The following is a 23,640-nucleotide window of genomic DNA, read 5'->3' on the forward strand; positions in this document are numbered from 1 at the left end:
TCAAGCGCTTCGTCGCACGCCGCGTCTTCCACGACCTCGCCACCGACCTCCGACCACCCAGACTCACTGCTTGACATCCATAGGACCATCCAGCATGAGGTGCGCGGCCGATCGCGTCCATGCTGATCGAGTAGCCCGCGCAGCGGGCGTATCGAGATCCACCGCCGTCAGACGACGGGTCTGCAGACCGCGCGTCTCAGAGGTCCGCGTGCAGGGCCCAGACGCGCTCGGCGGAGTCGCGCCAGCTGAACGCGCGGGAGCGGTCGCGGCCGGCGACCGAGAGGCGCTCGCGCAGTCCGGTGTCGGAGAGCACGCTGCTCATCGCGAGGGCGAGCCGCTCCGGGTAGTGCTTCGCATCGCCGCGCTCGACGGCGACGCCGGCGTCGGCCGCGACCTCGAGCAGCGCCGGGTCGTCCGAGTGCACGACCGGCACGCCGAAGTGCATCGCCTCGAGCACCGGCAGGCCGAAGCCCTCGGCGATGCTCGGGTAGACGAAGAGGGTGGCCCGGCTGAGCACGAGCGCGAGATCGGTGTCGCTGAGGACGCCGAGCGCGCGCACCCGGTCCTCGCCGAGGCCCTGCTCGTCCGCGACGGAGGCGATGTCGAGCTCGCCCCAGCCGGTCGGCCCGACGATCAGGAGCGGGAGCTCCGGGGCCGACGCCTCGCCGAACGCCGCGATCAGCGAGACCAGGCCCTTGCGCGGCTCGAGCGTGCCGACGCTGAGGACGTACTCGGCCGGCAGCCCGAGGGCCGCCGCGCGCTCGTCGGCGTCGTCGGGCAGGACGAGCCCCGAGCCGACCGCACCGCCGATGACGCGGATCCGGTCGCCGAAGTCGAGGACCTGGGAGAGCTGCTGCGCGACCGCGTGCGTCGGGACGACGACCGCATCGGCGAACTTCTGGGCGCGCTTCGCCATCGCGCGGTGCCACTTGGCGCCGTGCGGGGTGAGCGTCTCGGGGTGCGTCCACGGCACCGTGTCGTGGATCGTGACGGCGATCTGCTCGCCCTCGCGGCCCTCGTGACTGCGCAGCGGAGCGAACAGGCTCGGGGCGTGCATCATGCCGCCCCCGGAGGGGATGCCGATGCCGTACTGCCAGGCGCGGGAGAGCTCGCGGCGGCCCAGGTGCAGGCGGTGCAGGCGAGCGAGCCCGGGCAGTCGCAGCCGCAGATCCTCCTCCTTCTCCGGCGGATGCGCGGAGAAGACGGCCTCGACCTCGCAGTCGCGCGGGGCGGTGCGGATCAGCTCGCGGGTGAGCTCCTCGGTGTAGCGGCCGATGCCGCCGGGGACGCGGGCGAGCATCTGGTCGACGACCACCCGGAGCGTGGTGGTCACGGCGTCACCGCCTCGAGCGGAGCGGCGGCCATCGCGTCCTGCCAGGAGCGCATCGGCGCGAGACCGGCGGCAGCCCAGGCGTCGTGACCGAGGACCGAGTAGGCGGGCCGCGGGGCCGGGCGGACGAAGCTGCCGCTGTCCGTCGGGCGGATCCGCTCGGGGTCGAGCCCGGCCTTCTCGAACACGGCGCGGGCGAAGCCGAACCAGGTCGTCTCGCCGGCGTTCGTGCCGTGGTAGATCCCGGCCGGAGCCGCGGCGTCGACGAGCGCGATCAGCCGGTCGGCGAGATCGCCTGTCCAGGTGGGCTGGCCGCGCTGGTCGTCGACGACGGTGAGGGTGGGGTGCGCGCCGGCGAGCCGGACCATCGTCTTGGCGAAGTTGCCGCCGTGCGCGCCGTAGAGCCAGGCCGTCCGGACGACGTAGCCCCGTTCGGGGTTCGCGGCGAGCACGAGCTCCTCTCCCTCGGCCTTGGTGCGGCCGTACGCGGAGATCGGGCCGCGGGGGTGCGACTCGGCGTAGGGGCTGGTGGCCGAGCCGTCGAAGACGTAGTCGGTCGAGACCTGGACGATCGCGGCGCCGATCTCAGCGGTGGCGATCGCGAGGTTCTGCGCGCCGAGGGCGTTCACGCGGCGCGCCTCCTCCTCGTCGCTCTCCGCGTCGTCGACCCGGGTGTACGCCGCGCAGTTGAGCACCGCGTCGTGGCCGGCGACGGCGGCGCGGACGGCGTCGAGATCGGTGACGTCGAGGTCGCCGCGGCCGAGCGCCGTGACGGCGCGATCGCCGAGGGAGGAGCGGAGGTCGGTGCCGAGCATGCCGGAGGCGCCCGTGAGGAGGAAGGTCACCGTCTCATCATGCCGGAGGCCTCCGACGCGCGGACCCCGGCGCACCGGCGGCGACGGTCCACCGCGGCGTCGGCGGGCCGCCGAGCGCTCAGTACACTCGTGACCGTGCAGATCAGAGAGCTCGAGATCCCCGACGCCTACGAGGTCACACCGCGGCAGTTCCCCGACGACCGGGGGGTGTTCTACGAGTTCTACCGCTTCGACCGCCTCGCCGAGAAGGTCGGGCACCCGCTGTCGCTGCAGCAGGGCAACACCTCGGTCTCCAAGCGCGGCACGGTCCGCGGCATCCACTTCGCGCAGATCCCGCCGTCCCAGGCCAAGTACGTCTCCTGCTTCTCCGGCGCGGTGCTCGACTACATCATCGACGTCCGCGTCGGCTCGCCGACCTTCGGGCAGTGGGACTCGGTCCTGCTCGACGACGTCGACCGCCGCTCGGTGTACCTCGGTGAGGGCCTCGCCCACGCCTTCGTCGCGCTGACGGAGGGGGCGGTCGTCTCCTACCTGGTCTCCTCGACCTACGACCCGATCCGCGAGAAGGGCATCGACCCGCTCGACGAGCGGATCGGCCTGCGCTTCCCGGCGGAGGCGGGCGAGCCGCTGCTCTCGCCGAAGGACACCGAGGCGCCGACCCTGGCCGAGGCCGAGGCGCAGGGCATCCTGCCGACCTGGGCCGAGGCGAAGGCGCTCTACGCCCAGCTGGACGGAGCGCACTCGTGAAGGGCATCATCCTCGCCGGCGGCTCCGGCTCGCGGCTCTGGCCGATCACCAAGGGCATCTCGAAGCAGCTGATGCCGATCTACGACAAGCCGATGGTCTACTACCCGCTGTCGACGCTGATGATGGCCGGGATCGACGAGGTCCTGATCATCACGACACCCGAGTACAACGACCAGTTCCGCGCGCTGCTCGGCGACGGCTCGAGCCTGGGCATGACGCTGTCCTACGCGGTGCAGGAGTCGCCCGACGGGCTCGCGCAGGCCTTCCTGATCGGCGAGGAGTTCATCGGCGACGACTCCGTCGCGCTGGTGCTCGGCGACAACATCTTCCACGGCACGGCGCTCGGCACGGCGCTCGCGGCGAACACCGACATCGAGGGCGCGGTGATCTTCGCCTACCAGGTGGCGGATCCGCGGGCGTACGGCGTCGTCGAGTTCGACGACGTGTTCCACGCGCTCTCCATCGAGGAGAAGCCCGCGAAGCCCAAGAGCAACTACGCGGTGCCCGGACTGTACTTCTACGACAACTCCGTCGTCGGCATCGCGAAGACGATCGAGCCCTCCGCTCGCGGCGAGCTCGAGATCTCGACGGTCAACGAGCGCTACCTCGAGGCCGGCACGCTGAACGTGCAGGTCCTGGACCGCGGCACGGCCTGGCTCGACACCGGGACCTTCGACTCGATGATCGAGGCGACGGAGTTCGTCCGGGTGATCGAGCAGCGCCAGGGCTTCAAGATCGGCTGCATCGAGGAGATCGCCTGGCGCCACGGCTGGATCGACGACGCGGCGCTGGCGGAGCTCGCCGCGCCGCTGGTGAAGAGCGGCTACGGCGCCTACCTGCAGCGGCTGCTCGAGCTCGGTCGCTGACGCGGCGGGGTCTCGAGACGCCGCTTCGCGGCTGCTCGACCAGCTCGCCTTCCGGGCGGGTCTCGATACGCCGCTGTGCGGCTACTCGACCAGCATGCATTGACGTCGGCGGGGTCTCGATACGCCGCTGCGCGGCTACTCGACCAGCATGCGTTTCATGCTGATCGAGTAGCCCGCGGAGCGGGCGTATCGAGATCCACCATCGTCAGCAGAGGGGGCATCCCGGCGTCAGCGGCTGGGCCGGAGGCGCATCAGCGCGACGCGGACGCCGAGGCCGAGGCGGACCGCCAGGCGGACGGGCGCCTGGTACCAGGCGTCGTACTTCTGCGCGAGGTAGAGGTAGGCGCTGCGGTGGTGCACCGCGAGCATCCGCGCCGAGGCCAGCCGCGTCGAGTGCCCGCCCAAGTGCGACACGACCGCGTCGGCGAGGTAGACGTTCGACCAGCCGCGCTGCCCGAGCGAGTCGCCGAGCTGCACGTCCTCGAAGTACATGAAGTAGCGCTCGTCGAAGCCGCCGATCTGCTCGAACGCGGTGCGCCGCACCATCACGCAGGCGCCCGACAGCCAGCCGGCCGTCATGCTGCCGTGCTGCATCGTCTCGACCGCGCGGGAGCGGCGGTACCGGCGGGACCAGGGGTTGCCCGGCCAGACGTGCGCGAGCAGCGCGTGGCCGACTCCCGTCCCGAGCGAGGGCAGCGCGCGCGCCGAGGGGTAGACCGTGCCGTCCGAGTCGAGGATGCGCGGGCCGATCGAGCCGATCCCGGGATCGGCGGTCGCAGCGGCGTAGAGCGCGTCGATCGAGCCGGGCAGGAAGACCGTGTCCGGGTTCGTCACCAGGATCCACTCGATCTCGGGGCCGAGGCGGTCGACGGCGTAGTTGATCGCCCTGCCGTAGCCGAGGTTCTCGCCGGTCTCGTGGAAGAGCACCTCGGGGCGGCGCTCGACGACGCGACGGACGGAGTCGTCGGTGGTCGCGTTGTCGACGACGACGACGCGCACATCGTGCCCGGTCGCCTCCGGGATCGACTCGAGGCAGGCGCGGAGGACCTCACCCGAGAAGTGGGTGACGACGACGACCGCGATGGGCAACGTCGAGCGGGCGATGAGAGCCTCCGGGGGAGCGGCGTCGACGGGCGGGGGCACCGTCGGAAGAACTCGACGAGGCTAGCACGGGCCCCGAGCGGGGCTCCGGCGCTCAGCGCGCGGCGGACTCCACCTCGTCGACGACCTCGCCCAGCTCGGGGGCGATCGCCGCGGACGGCGCGCGGAACACGACGAACTTGTAGAGGCAGAAGTTCCAGACCAGGCCGACCATCACCGCGACCGCCTTCGCGACGTTGATCGCGAGGAAGGCCTTCTCGCCCGCGCTGGGCAGGAAGAGGAGCGAGGTGCCGAACCGGGTGTCGAAGAAGACCTCGAACCCGTAGATGATCAGCGACTGGAGCACGAGGGAGCTGAAGCCGGTGACCAGGAAGAACTGCGCGAAGGTGCGCACGGTCGGCCGGTCCGGGTGCCGGAAGACGAAGAAGTGGTTCAGCAGATAGGAGATCGAGATCCCCACCGTCACCGAGGCGACGTTCGCGACCAGCGTGGGCAGCCCGACCAGCAGGGCGAGCGCGTTGAGGATGAGGAAGTCGAGGGCGGTGTTGAGCGAGCCGGCGACGAGGAACCGCACCTTCTGCGATTCCAACCACCGCGACGACGACGGCCAACGCGACACGACTGCTCCTTCGATTCCTCGCGCTGGGAAGATGCGCGTCCGATCACACTACGTGGGGGATCTGTGCCGGACCCGGCATTGAGCCGCGCCAATCTGAGAAGGAAGCCGATCCGACACCGGTCGTTCATTCTTGGGAGGCGCCGACGGCCGCTGGTACTGTTCCACTGCCTCCGCCGCGGCGGACCGTTCATGCTCCCGCCGGAATTGGATCAGATGCTCGCCCTCACCATCGTCACCCCCACGTACAACGAAGCGGACAACATCGGCGAGCTGCTCCGTCGCCTGTCGGCCGCAGTGGCGCGCGAGACGGACGTGCGGATCCGCTCGGTCATCGTCGACGACTCCTCGCCCGACGGGACGGCCGCCAAGGCCCGCGAGCTCGGCGCCCAGCTGTCCACGGACGCGTTCACGGTCGAGGTGCTCGAGCGGACGACCAAGGAGGGGCTCGGCGCCGCCTACCTGTGGGCCTTCGGGCAGGTCCTCTCGGCCGAGGAGCCGCCCGACCACATCCTGCAGATGGACGCCGACCTGTCGCACGACCCGAAGTACCTCCACGACTTCCTGCGCGAGGTGCGGGCCGGGGCCGACCTCGTCGTCGCCTCGCGCTACATCCCCGGCGGCGGCACCCCCGACTGGACGCTCGACCGCAAGGTCCTGAGCCGCGGCGGCAACCTCTATGCGCGGGCGCTGCTCGGCTCGCGCCTCACCGACTGGACCGGCGGCTTCAACCTCTTCAGCAGGGAGCTGCTCGAGCGCATCCACTTCGAGACGGTCGACGCGACGGGCTACGGGTTCCAGATCGCCCTCAAGCACCGCGCGATCAGCGCGGCGAAGCGCGCCCGCGAGATCCCCATCGTCTTCCTCGACCGCACCGAGGGGACGTCGAAGATCCCGGGGAACACGATGCTGCAGAGCATCCTGCTCGTCCTCCGCATCCGACTGGGACGCCGCAGCCCGCGATGACGGGCGTCGACGCGACGCGGTCGAGGCTCCGCGCGGTCGGAGCGGAGGCGGCGGGCCTGCTCCTCGTGCTCGCCGCGACCGCGGTCGTGCTCGCCGTGCTGTCCCGGACGCCGTGGTGGACCTATCTGCTGACGGACGGGGACTCGCTCGCACTCCCGCTGCTCGTCGCGTCGGTCGAGCGCGGTGAGCCCTTCGAATGGGTGGCGACCAGTCAGCTCCTGCTCTTCCCGGAGCTGCCGCTCTACCTGCTGAGCCTGGCGCTGGCCGGCGGGTCGGCCGTCGCCTCGCTCGTCGTCAACGCCTTCGTCAACGTCGCCGTGCTCCACCTCGGCGTGCGCTGGCTGGCGGCCCGCGTGCTCGCGGGCCGGTCGCGGTCGTGGCGGATCGGAGCGGCCGTCGCGGCGACCTCCGTGGTACTCCTGCTGGCGGCGACCGAGGGTCGCGGGCTGATCAACGCGGGAGCGTTCGCCAGCGGCATCCTGCTGACGACCTACTACTCCGGAGTCGCGCTCGCCGCGGTTCTGGCCCTCGCCCTGATGGCCGAGGCGAGCGGAGGCTTCGACCCCGCCCGCCTGCCGGGCGCGCGTCGGACGGCGCTCGCCCTGATCGGAGCGGCGGTCGTCTCTGCGGCGACGACGCTCTCCAACCCGCTGTTCGCCCTGCAGTTCACGGCGCCGGCCGTGGTCTCCCTGCTGGCCGTGCTCGTGCTGCGGCGGATGGCCTGGCGCCGCGCGCTGCTGATCTCCGCCGTGCTGATCGCCGGCGCGGGCATCGGCTACGCCGCCCGAGGTGCCTTCGCGCGCTTCGTCGCCGTCGACGCGGCCACCTACCTCCACCTCGAGCGGGCGGGCTCCGCGGTCGACGGATTCCTCCTGCAGGTGCGCGACGTCGGCTCCACCCGGCTCGGGAAGGTGGAGATCCTCGTCGTCGCCCTGCTCCTGCTCGCGGCCGTGCTCACCCTCGTCGTCGCGGTGGCGACCCAGGTCCGGCCGGAGACGCCCTGGGCCGTGGCCGACTCGAGCGTGGTCCTCGCCGTGTTCGTCCTGGTCGCCTCGGCGTCCCTCGTGCTCGGCCAGATCGTCACCGGCAGCCTGGTCAGCCGCTACCTGCTGCCGCTGGCGGTCTTCCCCGCCCTGATGGTCCTGCCCGCTCTTCAGGACTGGGTCCCGCGCGGCCTGCCCGGGGCGGGCCTGCTGCGCCGGGTCCGGCTTCCTCGGCCGCTGCGGGTCGTCGCCGCCGCCCTCGTCGTGCTCGTCGCCGCGGGGGGAGCGGTCCTCGCGGCGGCGCCGATCCGCAGCGCCGCCGCCCAGGCCGGCGCGACTCCCGAGCGCGCGTGCCTCGAGCAGTGGCTCGACGGTCGCGACCTGGCCGGCGTCGGCTCGTTCTGGACCACCCGGCCGCTGGCGCTCTACGCCGATCCGTCCGTCGACGTCCAGCAGGTCAACTTCGACTTCACGCCGCAGCTCTGGATGAACAACGCGGCCGCGTACCGGTCGAAGACCTTCAGCTACGTGCTCGCCGATCGGGACCCCGACTGGGCGGCCCTCGCGCTCGGCACTCTCGGCGAGCCGGCCTCGGTGACCGCCTGCCCGACCTTCGACGTCTACGACTACGCCGGGACCGAGGGCGAGTCGACCCTGAACGCGATCGTCCGGCGCGGCATCGAGAAGGCGGAGGCCGAGCGTGGCCTCTGAGCGGCGGGTGCGTCCCGCTTCCGAGGCTCGGGGCGGCAGCGGTGCGACGCGCCGGCGCCTGCTCGTCGAGCTCGGCGCGGCGCTCGCCGCCGCCGGCGCGAGCGTGCTCGCCGCCGTCGTCGCGCTGGGCGTGACCCCGGCGGCGATGACGCAGCGCTGGCAGGTGGGCGGTGGCGACCAGACGCTGCACTACCTGCTCTTCCGCAGCGCGACGCAGGCGTTCCCCTTCACCGAGAACGGGGCCCTGGGATTCCCGGACGGCTTCAACGCCTTCTTCACCGCGCAGTTCGACGTCGCCGCCGCGGTGACGGCCGGAGCGCTGAGCCTCGTCGTCCGCGACGGCTTCGTGCTGCTCAACGTCTTCACCCTGCTGACCTTCGCGTCCACCGCCCTGACCGGCTACGCCTTCTTCCGGTGCCTGCGCTCCCCGGTCTGGGCGTCGGCGCTCCTGGCCGCCGTCTTCAGCCTCGCCCCCTACCACTTCCTGCGGGTCGGCTACGGGCATCCGTTCCTCGCCGCGTACTGGGCGATCCCCCTCCTCGGCATCCTTGTCCTCGTCGCCGCCGGTGACCGGACCGACCCGTTCCGCGCCTGGCGGGCGCGCGGCGCGACGCCTCGTGCGCGGCTGCTGCGCGGGGCCGTGCCGGTCCTCGTCCTCCCCGCCCTCATCGCGTCGAGCAGCGGCTACTACTACGTCTTCAGCGTGCTCGTGCTCGGCGGGGTGTGGGCGCTCTGCGCACTCGCCGGTCTCGCCAGCCGGGTGCCGCTGCGCGAGGTCCTCGGCCGGGGGCTGCCGCTGGCCGTCCTCGGGGTCTTCGTCGGGATCGAGATCGCCGTCCTCGGCAGCGACTGGGGCGAGCGCACGACGGCCTACTTCCAGAGCCGCGGAGTGGGGGAGTCGGAGATCTTCGCGGGCAAGCTGCTCTCGCTCTTCCTGCCGTGGCAGGGCACCGAGCTGCCCAAGATCGGCGCCCTGACGAACCTCTACTCGACGGGGACCGCCGTCGCCGTCACGACCGAGCCGCCCGGCATGCCCGTGCTCGCGATCGCCGGCCTGTGCCTCCTGCTGCTGGCGCTGCCGCTGACCGGCGCCGTCGGCGGACGGGCGCTCCGCCTCACCGCCGTCGGGCGGCTCCTCTCGGACGAGCGGCTGCGGGTCCTCGCGATCGCGGCGCTCTGGACGCTCGCCTTCTTCGTCATCGCGGGCTTCGGCATGGCGATCGCGCTGTTCCTCGATCCGACGATCCGCGCCTGGTCGCGGCTGTCGATCGTGATCATCCTGCTCGGGCTCGGCGCGGTCGCGATCGTCCTCGGCCGGATCACCCGGCGCGGACTGCGCATCGCGGCGGCCGTCGTGATCGTCGGGATCGCTTCTCTCGATCAGCTCGCGGGAGTCGCGCGGATGGTGCCGATCGCGCCGACCGACGACGCCGAGGTCTCCGCGCTCGTCGCAGAGACCGACGCCGCGCTGCCGGACGGCTGCGGAGTGGTGCAGCTGCCGATCAAGAGCTTCCCCGACAGCGGGGCGATCGGGAGCATGGGCGACTACGACCCCGCCCTACCGTATCTGCGGACCGAGGGCGAGGACCTCGCCTGGAGCTACGGGTCGGTCGGCGGCACCGAGGGCTACGAGGTCTTCGACGACCTCGGGACACCCGCCGAGTTCGCCGCGGCCGTGCGCGCGAGCGGGGCGTGCGCCGTCTCCGTCGACACCGCCGCGTACGTCGGTCGCGAAGGGGCCTGGGAGGACGACGTCGTCGCGGTGAGCGGGGCGCTCATGCCGACGGCGCAGTCCTCCTCCGGGCGCTGGCTGGTCTTCCCGGTCGACCCCTGACCGCGGTCGCGCCGTGACCGCGGGGCGTCCGGGGTCCGGGGCCACCGGCGGCGCCGCTCACGAGCGGAAGAGCAGCCAGCGCTGGTCGGCGTCGTCGCTGGTGACGGCGGGGGCGTCGGGGTCCGCGACCGCGTCGACGAAGGCGCGCCAGCCGTCGGGGTCGTCGACGTACGCCGCCGTGTCGACGAGGACCGCGCAGGCGCCGGAGGCGTCGTACTCGCGCTCGAAGGCGCGGGTCGTGGTCGCGTCGTCCCAGTCGTCGGCCGAGAACGTCCCGCGCACGGCGCCGTAGCTGAAGCGCAGGCCGTCCTCGTCCGAGGAGTAGACGTAGGGCAGCGCCTCGTCGTAGTCGCCCATGTCGCCGATGTCACCGGTCTCGGGGAAGTCCTTGAGCGGGAGCTGGACCACGCCGCAGCCGGGCTGGAGCACCTCCTCGCTCTCCTCGACGAAGGAGCGGATCGCCGAATCGTCGGTGGCGGCGATGCCGACCGCCGTGCTCGCGCCGCCGACCTGGTCGATCAGGCCCACCACCGCGACCGCCGCGAGGATCGGGAGCAGGACCCGGAGCTTCGGGGCGACCGCCTCCAGCGCGAGCCCCGCGACGCCGAGGGCGAGCACGCTGAGGACGATGGCGAACCGGGACCACGCCCGGATCTCCGGGCTGACCACGTAGGCGAGGATCGCGCCGAAGCCGGCCACGACGAAGAAGAGCAGGCCGACGACGAAGGCCTGACTGAGCAGGCCGACCCGCGCGTCGGCGACGAGCCCGAAGAGGCGCGACCGGCGCTCGGGCGCCGGGCGGCCCGCGCTGAAGAGGGTGACCAGGACGATCAGCAGCACGATCAGGAAGGCGATCGAGACGACCACCGCCGTCGCCGGGTTCTCGGACCTCGGCACCACCTCGGTCGAGGCCTCGTAGCTCCTGGCCAGCGCGGCCAGCGAGCCGAACCCGCTGAGTGGAGAGGGCAGCAGGAGGTTCTGGATCTTGCCGCCGTAGATCTCCGACTCCTGGGCCGAGCGCCCCTGGAAGTACTTCTCGTAGCGGTCGCCCTGATCGTCGGAGAGGACGACGAGCTGCACCGCGATCAGGACGAGAAGAGCGCCGAGCGCGAAGGTCGGCCACGCGAGAGTCCGCAGCGGGGCCCGGCGCACGAGCGCGGCGATCACCGCGACCGCCCAGGCCGCCCCGAGGACGATGGCGCCGAAGACGAAGTAGTACGACTGCGTCCAGGCGACGGCGAGCGCCAGGACGAGCACCAGCGCGCCACGGAGGAGGACGGCGCGGCGGCGGCCCGTGAGCCGGGAGGTCCAGCGGCGGGGCGGGTCGGTGGCGTCGCCCCCGATGACGAGCAGCAGCACGCCGATCAGCGGGACGGACCAGTAGTTGGCCAGGAACGGGTGGCCCAGCGCGAGCTGGAAGAAGTGGTACGGCAGGACCGCGGTGAGCACCCCGAGGACGAGCGAGGTCGGGCGGCGGAGGCGGAGGGCGCGGTAGAAGAGGTACGCGGTGGCGCCCGCGGCGGGGAAGCCGGCGAGGCTGTAGAGGTTGAACAGCCAGACGCCGTCGGGCGTGAACGGGCCGACGAGGGCGACGAACGCGGCGGACCACGGGTCGAACAGCGGTGCGAAGAACAGGTTCTGCGCTTCGGGGAAGCCGAGCCGGTCGTTCGGGAAGAACGGCAGGACGTCCCGCGCGCTCGAGAAGATCGCGTAGTGCAGCACCTGGTCGGCGCCGCCGAAGCTCCAGCGCTGCCCGAGCTGGTCGACACCGACCCGCAGAGCGAGCATGCCGAGCACCGCCGCGACGACCGCCGACAGCAGAGTCAGGCCCGCGTCGACGAGGCGGACGCGGGGCCGGCGCTTCACCGGGACGGGCTGCGCTGCCGGTGCGGGCTGCGCGTCGGGGGTGGTCTGCTCGGCGGGTGCGGGCTGCTCGTCGGGTGCGGGCTGCTCGTCGGGGGTGGTCTGCTCGTCGGGGGTGGTCTGCTCGTCGGGGGTGGTCTGCTCGGCGGGTGCGGGCTGCTCGTCCGGGGTCGTCCGCTCCTCGGGGCCGGTCCGCCCGGCCGGTGCGGTCGGCGTGTCGGACGCGTCCTCGGGTGTCATCAGAGCGGTCGTCCTTCGGTCGGGCACCGGTCGGGCACGGTGCGGGGGAGGGGGGCGCTCCGGAACCCTATGGTATTTTCATTTGGCTTCGCCGGGCCCCCGGTCTGCTCTCCCCTGTCGTTCCCCATCTGAGGAGGCGGTCCTCGACCGTGACCCGCATGTTCCTCCTCGCCGGCGGCGCCGGCTTCCTCGGCTCGCACCTCGCGGCCGAGATCGTCCGCCGCGGTGACAGCGTCGTGGTGATCGACTCGCTCCTGACCGGCTCGACCGCCAATCTCGAGTCCCTGCGCGGACACGAGCGCTTCACCTTCGTCCAGGACGACGCCGCCCACGCCCTCGCAGTCCCCGGCCGCTTCGACGTCGTCCTGCACTTCGCCTCGCCGGCCTCGCCGCCGCGGTACCTCGCCCACCCGATCGAGACGCTGCACGCGGGCTCGACCGTGACCGAGGCACTGCTCGAGGTCGCCAAGCGCGACGGCGCCCGCTTCGTCGTCTCCTCCACCTCGGAGGTCTACGGCGACCCGCACGTGCACCCGCAGCACGAGGAGTACTGGGGCAACGTCAACCCGAATGGGCCGCGCAGCGTCTACGACGAGGCGAAGCGCTACGCCGAGGCGATCACGTTCGCGTACCGCCGCTATTTCGACGTCGACACCGGCGTGGTGCGGATCTTCAACACCTACGGCCCGAACATGGACATCGACGACGGCCGTGCCGTCCCGGCGTTCGTCAAGGCGGCGCTGGCCGGCACCTCGATCCCGATGCACGGCGACGGAACCCAGACCCGCTCGCTGCTCTACGTGGACGACCTCGTCGACGGGGTCCTCCGGATGGCGGACTCGGCGGACGCGGGTCCGATCAACCTCGGCAGCGTCGACGAGCTCGAGCTGGGCGAGATCGCCCGTCACATCGTCGCCCTCATCGGCAGCGACTCGGTGATCCACTACGAGCCGCGCCCGATCGACGACCCGGAGCGCCGCAAGCCCGACATCACGAAGGCGCGCGAGATCCTCGGCTGGCAGCCGACGGTGCCGCTCGAGGACGGACTGGCGCGGACCATCGCCTGGTTCCGGTCCACCCTCGTCACCGCGCCCTGACCGCCGCCCACCGCCGCGCCCCGCACTCCGCCGCGCACCGCAACCGCGCCTGAACCCCACCGCGCCTGAACACCACCGCGCGCCGCAGCCCGCCCGGCGCCGCACGAGAGAGAATCCCGACGTGAAGCTTTCCATCCTCATGCCCGTCTACAACGAGCAGGCGACCCTCCAGAAGGCCGTCGACCGCGTCCTCGCGATCCGGTTCCAGGACGGCGTCGAGATCGAGTTCGTCATCGTGAACGACGGCAGCCGCGACCGCACGAAGCAGATCCTCGACGCGCTCGAGGACCCGCGCATCCGCGTGTTCCACCAGCCGATGAACCAGGGCAAGGGCGCGGCGATCAGCCGGGCCGTGCAGGAGGCGACCGGCGACTACGTGATCATCTGCGACGCCGACGAGGAGTACCGGCCCAGCGAGATCCCGACGCTGCTGCAGCCCGTCCTCGACGGCGACGCGCAGCTCGTGTACGGCAGCCGCACCTTCGGCTCGCACACGTCGTTCTCCTACTGGTACGTCATCGGCAACAAGGGGGTGAACCTCGTCACCAACATCCTCTTCAACGCCTACGTCTCCGACGTGGAGACCTGCTTCAAGCTGATGCCGCTGAGCCTCTACCGCTCGCTCGAGATCAAGGAGAAGGGCTTCGGCATGGAGGCGGAGGTCACCGCGAAGCTGCTCGCCCGCGGCTACCGCCCCTACGAGGTCGGGATCAGCTACAAGGCCCGCACCCGCGAGGAGGGCAAGAAGATCACCGTCAAGGACGGCTTCGAGGCGCTCTGGATCCTCCTCAAGATCCGCATCCGCGAGGGCTCCCGCACCCGCCCGCCGCAGAGCGCGGAGGTCTGAGCCCGTGGCCAGGAGGAGTCCGGTCGCGCTCGTGAAGGCGGTCTACAGCGGTCTGATCTCGTACGCGCTGAAGTTCGGCGTCGTCGGCATCCTCGGCCTCGTCGTCGACGTCACCGTCTTCAACCTGCTGCGGGTCGGCGGGATCGGCGGCGAGCACGTCCTCTCCGGCCCGATCGGCGCGAAGGTCGTCGCGGTCGCCGCCGCGACCGTCGTCACCTGGTTCGGCAACCGCTACTGGACGTTCCGCGAGCACCGCCGCGCCAACTACCTCCTCGAGCTCGCCGAGTTCAGCGTCGTCGCGGTCGCCGGCATGCTGGTCAACCTGCTGCCGCTCTACATCTCGCACTACGTGCTCGGCTTCGACAACCTCGTCGCCGACAACATCTCGGCGAACGTCATCGGCCTCCTGCTCGCCACCGCGTTCCGGTTCGTGCTCTACCGCTTCTGGGTCTTCGGGCACCACCGGAGCGGGGGCGTCGTCGCGAACCGCGAGGCGGAGCAGGCCGCCGCCGCCCTCTTCGAGGACGACCAGGCCGCAGCCGCGGACACCGGCCGGATCCCCCGCCTGCGCTGACCGGCGCGTCGGTGGTCGCTCAGGCCGTCGGCTCGGCGAGAGCCAGGTCGAGGAGCATCCGCGCGGCGCGGTCCCAGCCCGGCACCTCCCGCGGCGGGACGCGTCGCGGGCTGCGCACCGCCGCCTCGATCGCGGCGACCCAGCCGGCCCGGTCGGCCGGGTCGACGAAGACGGCGTCCTCCTCCCGGCCCGCGAGCGCATCGCGCAGTCCCGGGATGTCGGCGGCGAGGACGGGACTCCCGCAGGCGACCGCCTCGAGTGCCGGAAGACCGAACCCCTCGTGCCAGGACGGCATCGCGACGGCGTCGGCGCCGGTCAGCAGGTCGGGCAGATCCTCGTCCGGGACGTAGCCCGACGCGAAGCGCACGTCCGCTCCGGCGGCGACCGCTCGCGCGACGGCCTCGTGGACGTCGCCGTTGTCCCAGCCGTCGCCGCCGACGAGGAGGAGGGTGTGCCCGGCGGGCCTCTGGGCCTCGGCGTAGGCGTCGACGAGGGTCGCGAGGTTCTTGCGCTTCTCGATCGAGCCGACGAAGAGGAGGTAGCGCCCGAGCGACTGCGCCTCGCGGGCCCGGGCGACCTCGGCTGCGCTGCGGGCGTGGAAGAGCTCGACGTCGACCGTGGTCGGCAGCACGCGGACGCGGTCCGCGTCGACGCCCAGCGCGGAGGTGATCTCGCGCGCGGAGGACGGAGTCCCGGTGAGCACGAGATCGGAGCGCCGGAGCCACCGCGGCACCTCCCGCGCGAGCAGCTCGCGGCGCTCGCGGGGGACCAGCTCGGGCAGGACCGCGAAGCAGACGTCGTGCACGAAGGTCAGCGACCGCGAGCGGGCGAGGGGCCAGTTGCGGAAGTTGGGGAAGAAGTAGGCGCCGCGGCCGAGGAGGAGGTCGATCCCCGGGAAGGGGAGCCGCGTCAGCGCGCTCCACAGGCGGCGGGGGAGCGGCACCGGGCGCACGCGGAGGGTGCGGAAGCCGAACCGCTCGAGCGCCTCCGCCTCGCTCGACGGCACGACGAGCAGCACCTCCGCACGCTCCGCGACCTCGTCCGTGTCGAGGGCGCGGAGGATCCCGAGAAGGACCCGGCCCACGCCCGTGAGTCGCGGCGCGGTGAGCGCGGTCGCGTCGACCAGCAGCCGGCCGCGCGCTGCGCTCACGGCCGGCTGAGGCGGACTTCGGAGTCGATGTCGACGACGCCGTCGTGCACGGAGGAGCGCTCGACCGTGAAGGTCGCCGCGACCGGGGTCCGCGTGGTCTCGCCCTGCGAGAAGGTGCCCGCCGAGGCGTGCACGGCGTAGTTGCCGCCGCCGAGGTGCAGATCGGGCAGGGTGAAGGTGACGGTCATCTCGCCGTCGACGCTCGACAGCGGGGTGCCGATGCGCTCGGTGTTCGTGCCGAAGACGCGCTGGCCGAGCGGGGTGTCGATGCCCATGCCGATGTTCCAGTCGTCGACCGGCCGGCTGGTGCGCACGGTGACGTCGAACTCGAGCGACTCGCCGCTGCGGACGACGATGCCGCCGTGCTCGATCGATCCGCCGCGCAGCCGGCAGTCGAGGATGTCGATGAGGGTCGGGGCGGGCTCGTCCTCGGCGCCGGCGGCGGCCGCCTCGCGCTCCTGACGGGCCTGGCGCCGGTCCTCGAAGCTCTCGCGGAGCACCTGCAGGCCCTCCGACGTCTCGCCGTCGAACACGACGTTGCCCTTCTCGAGCACGATCGTGCGGTCGCAGAGCTCGCCGACCTGCTCGAGGGAGTGGGTGACCAGGACGATGGTCTTCCCGGCGCGCTGGAAGGCGCGGATGCGGTCCATGCACTTGCGCTGGAACGGCTCGTCGCCGACGGCGAGGACCTCGTCGACCAGCAGGAGGTCGGGATCCGTGTGGATCGCGATCGCGAACGCGAGCCGGACGTACATGCCCGACGAGTAGAACTTCACCTGGGTGTCGATGAACTCGGCGATCTCCGAGAACTCGACGATCGCGTCGAACTTGCCGTCGAGCTCCGCCCGGGACAGCCCGAGGATGGCGCCGTTGAGGTAGACGTTCTCGCGGCCGGTGAGGTCGGGGTGGAACCCGGCGCCGAGCTCGAGCAGGGCGGCGAGGCGCCCGCGGCGCTCGACCGTCCCGGTGGTCGGCTGGACGATGCCGCCGATCAGCTTGAGGAGGGTGCTCTTGCCGGAGCCGTTGGCGCCGATGAGGCCGACGGTGGAGCCGAGCGGGATCTCGAGGTCCACGTCGCGCAGCGCCCAGAACTCGTCGCGGTGCTTGCGCCCGCGGCCGAAGTTGACGATCCGCTCCTTGAACGACTTGTCCTTGCGGATCACGAAGCGCTTGGACGCGCCGCGGACGCGGACGACGGTGGGGGTGGCCGTGGGGCCCGAGGCCGACTCCGGCTTGCTGGTGAGGGTCACGATCAGATCTCCTGGGCGAAGTTGCCCTCGAGGCGCCGGAAGATGCGGTGCCCGATCCAGACGAACACCACCCCGACGGCGAAGACGATGAGCAGGCGGAGCGCCATGTCGGGCGGCCAGACCTGGGGGGCGATCTCGTTGCCCTCGATGATGCTGACCCGGGACCCGTCGCCCCAGATCGCGCGCTGGAAGGCGAGGATCGCGTTGGACATGGGGTTGAAGAGGTACAGCTGCTCGAGCCAGCCCCGGCCGGCGCCGGTCGTGGCGGTCACCACGAAGTTCCACGCGTAGACGATCGGCGACAGCCAGAAGAAGATCTGCAGGCCGACCTCGACGAGGAACTGCACGTCGCGGAGGTAGACGTTCAGCGCCGACAGTGCGAGCGCGAACGCCAGTCCGTAGACCAGGGTGATCGCGAGCGCCGGGAGGATGTAGAGCAGATCCCGGCCGAAGACCAGCGAGCCGGTGAGCACCGCGCCCACCATCAGCACGACGAACTGCACCGCGAAGTTGAACAGGGCCGAGCCGATCGCGGCGACGGGGAAGATCTCCCGCGGCAGGTAGACCTTCTTGATCAGACCGCCGTTGCCGAGGATCGACGTCGTGCCGGCGGTGACGATCTCGCTGAAGAGCCCCCAGAGCGTGAGCCCGGAGAAGACGAAGATCGCGAAGTTCGGCACGCCGCGCGAGGCGCCGAGGATCTGGCCGATGGCCACGTAGTAGATCAGCAGCATGATCAGCGGCCGGACGAGGCTCCAGACGAAGCCGAGGCTGCTGTCCTTGTAGCGGGACTTCAGCTCGCGGCCGACCAGGAGCCGCAGGAGCTCGCGGTGCCGGAGGATCTCCAGGAGCGAGGCGACGAAGCCGCCGGATCCGCCGCCGACCGCCGAGGTCGTGCCGGCGAGTTGGAAGGGCTCGTCGGCGATGGAGCGTGCGCGATCGACTGGACTGATGGGCATGGAACTCCAAGGTCTCGGCCTCCGCCGTGCGACGGACCGCATCATTATACGTGCCGACCCGAGCGCCACGGCCGGAGAGCGCGCCGACCCCAGCCGCCGCGCGGGTAGTCTTGTCCCCGCTCGCCGACTGAACGACACGAACGAGGTGTTCGCCATGCCCACGCAGCCATCCGACGTCCCGCTGGAGCCTGTGGCCCAGAGTGCCGGCGACCCTGTACCCGAACTCGGGGGCTCCGCCGAGGAGGCGCCGATCACCGCCGACCCGAGCCTCCAGGCCCTCCGGCCGGACGAGGCCCCCTCGAGCGACGAGCTCCCGGGCGACGACGCCGACGAGGTGCGCCGTCTGCGCACCCAGGTCGACGCCCTGCTGAACGACCCCTTCGACCTGTGGGTCGAGCGGATCCAGGTCGGCGGGGTGACCGCCAGCGGCTTCGAGCACACCCTCTCCTGGCGGGTCACCAAGCCCCTGCGCCTGGTCCGCACCTTCCAGATCCGGGTCCGGCAGCTCGGCCTGCCGGGCGCGATCGGCCACTCGGCGCGCTTCGCCAAGCGCCGGCTGTCCGGCCGGGCGCGATGAGCGAGGGCACCGCCGCCGCACGCGCGGAGCGATCCGAGGCGATGCTGCAGCGCCTCGAGCAGATCGGAGCGCTCCTCTTCGACGAGGACACCCGCCGCTCGCTGCTCGCCCGCGGCCCGGGCCCGTACCTCGACGAGGTGGCCCGGGAGATCCGGCTCCGCGGCGACGACGAGCTGACCTGGGTGGCGCTGGTCTCCTTCACCGCCGCCTACCCCACCAGCGAGCTCTTCCAGTGGTTCCGGCGCGCGATCGCGCTGGCCCCCGAGGAGGCGGCGCTGCGCATCTTCATGGAGGCCGGCTCGCGGACCGCGACCGGCTTCGCCGACCTCGGAGCGAGGGTCGAGGTCGTCACCGGCGCCGTCCTGGTGGACGTCGACTTCCCCGCCCGGCACGGCCACAACACCGGCGTGCAGCGCGTCGTGCGCCAGACCGTCTCGCGCTGGGACGCGACGCACGACATCATCCCGGTCGCCTGGGTGCACGGCTCCCTGTCCTTCCGCCGGCTCAGCCCGATCGAGCGGGAGCGCGTCGTCGACTGGGCCGCGTCCGACCGTCGCGCCTGGCGCCACGGCGACCCCGAGCGCACCGAGTTCGTGGTGCCGTACCGCTGCGTCGTCGTGATCCCCTCCGTCCCCGAGTACAACCAGTGCGGGCCGCTGTCCGCGCTCGCGGAGCACTCCGGGAACGAGGTCGTGATCCTCGGGCACGACGCCATCCCCGTCATCAGCGCCGACACGGTCCCGCCGGAGGAGACGGTGCGCTACGTCAACTTCCTCTCGGTCGTGAAGCACGCCGCGCGGGTGGCGACGGTGAGCTCGGCGGCCGCACTCGAGTACGGCGGCTTCGTCCGCGCGCTCCCCGCCCAGGGCCTGGTCGGTCCCTCGGTGCAGGCCGTGCCGCTGCCGGTCGAGCTGCCCGACGGGATCCGCGCGGTCGGCGGCACGACGTCGTCGATGCCGCTCGTGCTCTGCGTGGGCAGCCAGGAGCCGCGCAAGAACCACCTCGCCGTGCTGCACGCCGCCGAGGTGCTCTGGCGCGCCGGGCTGCGGTTCCGCCTGCGCTTCATCGGCGGGGCCAACCCGTGGTCGCACCAGGTCTTCGATCCGCGCGTGCGCGAGCTCGTGGCGGCCGGCCGGCCGGTCGAGGTCCTGCGCGGAGTCGGCGACGACGTGCTCGTCGCCAGCTACCGGGAGGCGCGGTTCCTCGCGTTCCCGTCCCTGCACGAGGGCTACGGACTGCCGGTGGCCGAGGCGCTCTCGATCGGCCTGCCCGTCCTCACCTCGAAGTTCGGCAGCACGGCGCAGATCGCGGAGCACGGCGGCTGCGTGCTCATCGACCCCGCGTCCGACGACGAGCTGATCGACGCGATGCGGGCTCTGCTCACCGACGCCGAGCTCCTCGAGCGGCTGCGCCGCGAGGCCGTGGAGCGCCCGGTGCGCACCTGGGACGACTACGCCGCGGAGCTGTGGGAGGCCCTCATCGCCCCCTCGGCCTTCCTCGACTCGGAGCCGCTCGACTCGGAGCCGCTCGAGCAGGAGTCCGCCGGACCCGAGCGCCTCGATCCCGAGCCCACCGAGCCTGAGGAGGCGCGCCGTGCGCAGTAAGCAGTACCTCATCGAGCGTCTCTCGACCCTCGTCCGCACCCTCGCCCCGGCGGTCGAGCCGCTCTCGAGCGTCGACGCGCTCACCGGGCAGCTGAGCGTCCTCCTCCCGGCCCCGAGCGACCGGGAGGTCTGGCTCGTGCTCTCCGTGCTCCGCGGCACGCTTCCGCGTCGCGAGGACGTCGTCGACGGCCGTCGCCGAGCGCGGCTCGGCGGCACGGCGGAGCTGCTGCGCCACGCCGCGTCCACGATCGCCTCGGACCGCGTCTTCGCCCGGTTCCACCACCCCGACGTCGAGGTGGTCGTCGGGGCCGTCGTGATCGACGTCCACCACACCGCGCGGACCGGTCTCGCGACCGGGATCCAGCGCGTCGTCCGGCAGAGCATCGCCCGGTGGTCCCGCGACCACGAGGTCCTGCTCGCCGGGTGGGACAGCACGCACGAGTCGCTCGTCCTGCTCACCCCGGAGCAGAGCCGGAACGCCGTCGCCGGCGACGTCCGCGACGCCCAGGAGGACCGCTCCCGGGTCATCGTCCCGTGGGAGTGCACCTACATCCTCCCCGAGCTCGCGGTCGAGGACGAGCGGACCTCCCGCATCGCGGCGCTGGCCGAGTTCAGCGGCAACCGCACCGGCACCATCGGCTTCGACTGCGTCCCGGTCACCACCGCCGAGACGGCGAGCACCGGCATCAGCGCGGCCTTCTCGCGCACCCTCGTCGCGGTCTCGCACATGGACCGGATCGCGACGATCTCGTCCGCGGCCGCGACCGAGTACTCGGGCTGGCGCCACATGCTCGGCAGCATCGGAGTGGCGGGGCCGGACATCCGGCCGATCCTCCTGCCGTCGCAGCCCGAGGACGTCACCGAGCAGGAGCTGGCCACCGCGGCCCGCTCGCTCGTGACCGAGGGTCTCCCGCTCGTGGTGTGCGTCGGCAGCCACGAGCCGCGGAAGAACCACCTCGCCGTGCTGCACGCGGCCGAGCTGCTCTGGCGGCGCGGTCTGGAGTTCAGCCTCGTCTTCATCGGCGGCAACGCGTGGAACAGCGCCGAGTTCCTCTACCGGCTGGAGGTGCTCGAGGGCTTCGGGCGCCCGGTGCGCTCGCTGTCCTCGATCACCGACGCCCTGCTCTGGAGCGCGTACCGCCTGGCGCACTGCACGGTCTTCCCCTCGATCAACGAGGGCTACGGCCTGCCCATCGTCGAGTCGCTCTCGGTGGGGACGCCGGTGATCACCTCGGGCTTCGGCAGCATGCGCGAGGTCGCGTCCGAGGGCGGCGCCCTCTTCGTCGATCCGCACGACGACCAGGACATCGCCGCCGCGCTCGAGCGGCTCCTGACCGACACGGCGCTGCACGAGCGGCTGACTGCCGAGGCCCTGGCGATCGACGGCGGGACGTGGGACCAGTACGCGGAGCGCGTCTGGGACTACCTCGTCGAGGGCGCCGGGACGACCGAGGGCGTCGCCTCCGACGACGCGTCCGCCGCAGGCCGGTCGTTCGCCGACGCGGAGTGAGTCGGCCCGGCCCCGAGCGGGGCCGGGCCGCGGTTCAGCTCGCGGTGCGGGCCAGCTCGAGGTCGTTCTCGACCATGCGGGCGACGATCTCCTCGAAGGCGACCGTCGGCGCCCAGCCGAGCTCGGCCCGGGCCTTCGACGCGTCGCCGCGCATCTCGGGGGCGTCGACGGGGCGGGCGAAGCGCGGGTCGATCCGGATCCGGTCCTCCCACTCGTCGATGCCGGCGGCCGCGAAGGCGGCGCCGACGAACTCGCGGACGGAGTGCGCGACGCCGGTCGCGACGACGTAGTCGCCGGCCGCCTCGGCGCGCGAGGCGCGGACGAGCGCGTCGACGTAGTCGGGCGCCCAGCCCCAGTCGCGGCGGGCGTCGAGGTTGCCGAGCGAGAGCTCGGTCGCGGTCCCGGCGGCGATCGCGGCGACACCGGCCGTGATCTTCCGGGTGACGAAGCTCTCGGGACGGCGCGGCGACTCGTGGTTGTAGAGGATCGCGGAGGACGCGTGCAGGCCGCGGCCGCGGTAGACGCCGACGAGGAGGTGCGCGAACGCCTTCGCGGCGCCGTACGGCGACACGGGGCGGATCGGCGTCGACTCCGTCTGCGGGTTCTCCGTGGCGGCGCCGAAGATCTCCGAGGAGGACGCCTGCACGAAGCGGACCTCGCGGCCCGCGGAGTCCTGCAGGGCCAGCGACGCCTCGAGCAGGGCGGCGACCGCGGTGCCGGTCACCTCGGCGGTCAGCACCGGCTCCTGCCAGGACTGCGCCACCGAGGAGATCCCGGCGAGGTGGAAGACCGTGTCGGGCCGCGCCTGGGCGACCACGCGGCCGAGGCCGGGGGGGTCGCGGAGATCGCCCTGGAACGGGCGGACGGACGCGGGCAGGGAGGCGTCCTCGTCGCGCACGAGCGCGGAGACCTCCCAGCCGTCGGCGAGCAGACGCTCGACGAGGTAGCCCCCGTCCTGTCCGCTCGCCCCGGTGACGAACGCTGCGGGCACGGCGGCTACTTGATCAGCGCGGACTGCTCGGCGAGGTCGTTCTCGACCATCATCGAGACCAGCTCCGGGAAGGAGACCTTCGGCTGCCAGTCGAGCACGTCGCGCGCCTTCGCCGGGTCGCCGATGAGCAGGTCGACCTCGGCCGGGCGCATGAACGCGGGGTTCTGCGTGACGTAGGGGGTCCAGTCCTCGATGCCGACGTGGTTGAAGGCGATGTCGAGGTACTCGCGGATCTCGTGGGTCTCGCCGGTGGCGACCACGTAGTCGTCGCCCTCGGGCTGCTGCAGCATCCGCCACATCGCGTCGACGTAGTCACCGGCGAAGCCCCAGTCGCGCTTGGCGTCGAGGTTGCCGAGCTCCAGCGTCTCCTGGAGGCCGAGCTTGATGCGGGCCACCGCGAGGCTGATCTTGCGGGTGACGAACTCCGGGCCGCGGCGGGGCGACTCGTGGTTGAAGAGGATGCCCGACGAGGCGTGCATGCCGTAGGACTCGCGGTAGTTGATGGTCATGTAGTGACCGAAGACCTTGGCGACGCCGTAGGGCGAGCGCGGCCAGAGGAGGGTCTCCTCGCTCTGGGGGACCTGCTGGACCTTGCCGAACATCTCGGACGAGGACGCCTGGTAGAACTTCACGCGCGACATGTCGTCGCCGGCGTAGAGGCGCACGGCCTCGAGGATGTTGAGCACGCCCTTGCCGGTCACGTCGGTCGTGAGCGACGCGTTCTCCCACGAGTAGGCGACGAACGAGATCGCGCCGAGGTTGTAGACCTCGTCGGGCTGCGAGGCGGCGAGCACGCGCACGAGGCTCGACACGTCGGTGAGGTCACCGGTGAGCAGCGTCACCTCGGGGACGGTGCGGCGGACGAGCTCGTACTTGGGGTTGTTCTGCCCTCGGACGAGCCCGAAGACCTCGTAGCCCTTCTCGAGCAGCAGCTCGGCGAGGTAGAGGCCGTCCTGGCCGGTGATTCCGGTGATCAAAGCGCGGGGCACGTGGTGGTCCGTTTCGTCGG

General features: G+C 72.1%; 21 protein-coding genes. 11 read left to right on the top strand and 10 right to left on the bottom strand.

The features are described 5' to 3' along the window. Window positions 1-196: 196 nt before the first annotated feature. Window positions 197-1,333, bottom strand: a complete 1,137-nt coding sequence (locus tag EDF17_RS04240) for a glycosyltransferase family 1 protein (RefSeq protein WP_243586407.1) — start codon at window positions 1,331-1,333, stop codon at window positions 197-199. Continuing rightward, on the bottom strand, window positions 1,330-2,175 hold the full coding sequence (gene rfbD / locus EDF17_RS04245) for a dTDP-4-dehydrorhamnose reductase (protein WP_123444358.1): 846 nt from the start codon (window positions 2,173-2,175) through the stop codon (window positions 1,330-1,332). Before rfbD ends, EDF17_RS04240 begins: the two co-directional genes overlap by 4 nt. A 105-nt stretch (window positions 2,176-2,280) precedes the next feature. Here rfbD and EDF17_RS04250 point away from each other — a divergent pair, with 105 nt between their 5' ends. Both EDF17_RS04250 and rfbA read left to right on the top strand, forming a co-directional pair. Next, window positions 2,281-2,892 carry a dTDP-4-dehydrorhamnose 3,5-epimerase family protein gene (locus EDF17_RS04250; RefSeq protein ID WP_123444421.1) on the top strand — a complete coding sequence of 204 codons (612 nt, stop codon included), beginning with the start codon at window positions 2,281-2,283 and terminating at the stop codon, window positions 2,890-2,892. Then, complete coding sequence (rfbA, locus tag EDF17_RS04255; RefSeq protein ID WP_123444359.1) at window positions 2,889-3,758, top strand: glucose-1-phosphate thymidylyltransferase RfbA; 870 nt, start codon at window positions 2,889-2,891, stop codon at window positions 3,756-3,758. Before EDF17_RS04250 ends, rfbA begins: the two co-directional genes overlap by 4 nt. Window positions 3,759-3,986: 228 nt before the next feature. Here the strand turns inward: rfbA and EDF17_RS04260 are convergent, their stop codons facing one another. Together EDF17_RS04260 and EDF17_RS04265 are read right to left on the bottom strand one after the other, a co-directional pair. Continuing rightward, window positions 3,987-4,901, bottom strand: coding sequence for a glycosyltransferase family 2 protein (locus EDF17_RS04260; protein ID WP_243732785.1), 915 nt, complete (start codon window positions 4,899-4,901; stop codon window positions 3,987-3,989). 52 nt (window positions 4,902-4,953) lie between these two features. Then, complete coding sequence (locus EDF17_RS04265; RefSeq protein ID WP_123444360.1) at window positions 4,954-5,478, bottom strand: GtrA family protein; 525 nt, start codon at window positions 5,476-5,478, stop codon at window positions 4,954-4,956. A gap of 213 nt (window positions 5,479-5,691) precedes the next feature. On the opposite strand from EDF17_RS04265, the gene EDF17_RS04270 reads away from it, so the two are divergent. The 3 genes from EDF17_RS04270 to EDF17_RS04280 are packed head-to-tail and all read left to right on the top strand — an operon-like array spanning window position 5,692 to window position 9,969. Next, window positions 5,692-6,441, top strand: coding sequence for a polyprenol monophosphomannose synthase (locus tag EDF17_RS04270; RefSeq protein WP_123444361.1), 750 nt, complete (start codon window positions 5,692-5,694; stop codon window positions 6,439-6,441). Then, a complete protein-coding gene (locus tag EDF17_RS04275) occupies window positions 6,438-8,135 on the top strand; it encodes a hypothetical protein (RefSeq protein WP_123444362.1) in 1,698 nt (565 codons plus the stop codon). Before EDF17_RS04270 ends, EDF17_RS04275 begins: the two co-directional genes overlap by 4 nt. Then, a complete protein-coding gene (locus EDF17_RS04280) occupies window positions 8,125-9,969 on the top strand; it encodes a hypothetical protein (protein WP_133671889.1) in 1,845 nt (614 codons plus the stop codon). The genes EDF17_RS04275 and EDF17_RS04280 overlap by 11 nt, the downstream gene beginning before the upstream one ends. Before the next feature lie 57 nt (window positions 9,970-10,026). Here the strand turns inward: EDF17_RS04280 and EDF17_RS04285 are convergent, their stop codons facing one another. After that, a complete protein-coding gene (locus tag EDF17_RS04285) occupies window positions 10,027-12,072 on the bottom strand; it encodes a hypothetical protein (protein ID WP_123444364.1) in 2,046 nt (681 codons plus the stop codon). A gap of 158 nt (window positions 12,073-12,230) precedes the next feature. Between EDF17_RS04285 and EDF17_RS04290 the strand changes: the two genes are divergently transcribed. The 3 genes from EDF17_RS04290 to EDF17_RS04300 all read left to right on the top strand — a co-directional run bounded on the left by EDF17_RS04290 (window position 12,231) and on the right by EDF17_RS04300 (window position 14,590). Beyond that, entirely contained in the window at window positions 12,231-13,169 is a 939-nt protein-coding gene (locus tag EDF17_RS04290; protein WP_123444365.1) for an NAD-dependent epimerase/dehydratase family protein, read from the top strand. Window positions 13,170-13,290: 121 nt separating this feature from the next. Further along, the gene (locus EDF17_RS04295; RefSeq protein ID WP_123444366.1) at window positions 13,291-14,016 is read left to right on the top strand and encodes a glycosyltransferase family 2 protein; all 726 of its coding nucleotides are present in this window, start codon (window positions 13,291-13,293) and stop codon (window positions 14,014-14,016) included. Window positions 14,017-14,020: 4 nt separating this feature from the next. Beyond that, window positions 14,021-14,590, top strand: a complete 570-nt coding sequence (locus tag EDF17_RS04300; protein WP_123444367.1) for a GtrA family protein — start codon at window positions 14,021-14,023, stop codon at window positions 14,588-14,590. A 19-nt stretch (window positions 14,591-14,609) separates the two neighbouring features. Here EDF17_RS04300 and EDF17_RS04305 read toward each other — a convergent pair whose 3' ends face one another. Genes EDF17_RS04305 through EDF17_RS04315 form a run of 3 tightly spaced genes read right to left on the bottom strand, consistent with a single transcriptional unit; the run spans window position 14,610 to window position 17,949 of the window. Further along, window positions 14,610-15,740 (bottom strand): glycosyltransferase family 1 protein, encoded by a 1,131-nt coding sequence (locus EDF17_RS04305; RefSeq protein ID WP_123444368.1) that lies wholly within the window; start codon window positions 15,738-15,740, stop codon window positions 14,610-14,612. Next, on the bottom strand, window positions 15,737-16,990 hold the full coding sequence (locus tag EDF17_RS04310; protein ID WP_123444369.1) for an ABC transporter ATP-binding protein: 1,254 nt from the start codon (window positions 16,988-16,990) through the stop codon (window positions 15,737-15,739). Before EDF17_RS04310 ends, EDF17_RS04305 begins: the two co-directional genes overlap by 4 nt. A 2-nt stretch (window positions 16,991-16,992) precedes the next feature. Then, window positions 16,993-17,949 (bottom strand): ABC transporter permease, encoded by a 957-nt coding sequence (locus tag EDF17_RS04315; protein WP_123444370.1) that lies wholly within the window; start codon window positions 17,947-17,949, stop codon window positions 16,993-16,995. Window positions 17,950-18,103: 154 nt separating this feature from the next. Here EDF17_RS04315 and EDF17_RS04320 point away from each other — a divergent pair, with 154 nt between their 5' ends. Genes EDF17_RS04320 through EDF17_RS04330 form a run of 3 tightly spaced genes read left to right on the top strand, consistent with a single transcriptional unit; the run spans window position 18,104 to window position 21,640 of the window. Beyond that, window positions 18,104-18,526: a hypothetical protein gene (locus tag EDF17_RS04320; protein ID WP_133671891.1), complete on the top strand. Its 423-nt coding sequence runs from the start codon at window positions 18,104-18,106 to the stop codon at window positions 18,524-18,526. Further along, entirely contained in the window at window positions 18,523-20,130 is a 1,608-nt protein-coding gene (locus EDF17_RS04325) for a glycosyltransferase family 1 protein (RefSeq protein WP_123444372.1), read from the top strand. Before EDF17_RS04320 ends, EDF17_RS04325 begins: the two co-directional genes overlap by 4 nt. Beyond that, the gene (locus EDF17_RS04330; protein ID WP_123444373.1) at window positions 20,120-21,640 is read left to right on the top strand and encodes a glycosyltransferase family 1 protein; all 1,521 of its coding nucleotides are present in this window, start codon (window positions 20,120-20,122) and stop codon (window positions 21,638-21,640) included. The genes EDF17_RS04325 and EDF17_RS04330 overlap by 11 nt, the downstream gene beginning before the upstream one ends. Before the next feature lie 34 nt (window positions 21,641-21,674). Here the strand turns inward: EDF17_RS04330 and EDF17_RS04335 are convergent, their stop codons facing one another. Together EDF17_RS04335 and EDF17_RS04340 are read right to left on the bottom strand one after the other, a co-directional pair. Continuing rightward, the gene (locus EDF17_RS04335) at window positions 21,675-22,631 is read right to left on the bottom strand and encodes a GDP-mannose 4,6-dehydratase (protein ID WP_123444374.1); all 957 of its coding nucleotides are present in this window, start codon (window positions 22,629-22,631) and stop codon (window positions 21,675-21,677) included. 5 nt (window positions 22,632-22,636) lie between these two features. Further along, complete coding sequence (locus EDF17_RS04340; protein WP_123444375.1) at window positions 22,637-23,620, bottom strand: GDP-mannose 4,6-dehydratase; 984 nt, start codon at window positions 23,618-23,620, stop codon at window positions 22,637-22,639. Window positions 23,621-23,640 lie beyond the last annotated feature (20 nt).

It is taken from the genome of Rathayibacter sp. PhB1 (assembly GCF_004362935.1).
GTDB classification, from domain to species: Bacteria; Actinomycetota; Actinomycetes; order Actinomycetales; family Microbacteriaceae; genus Rathayibacter; species Rathayibacter festucae.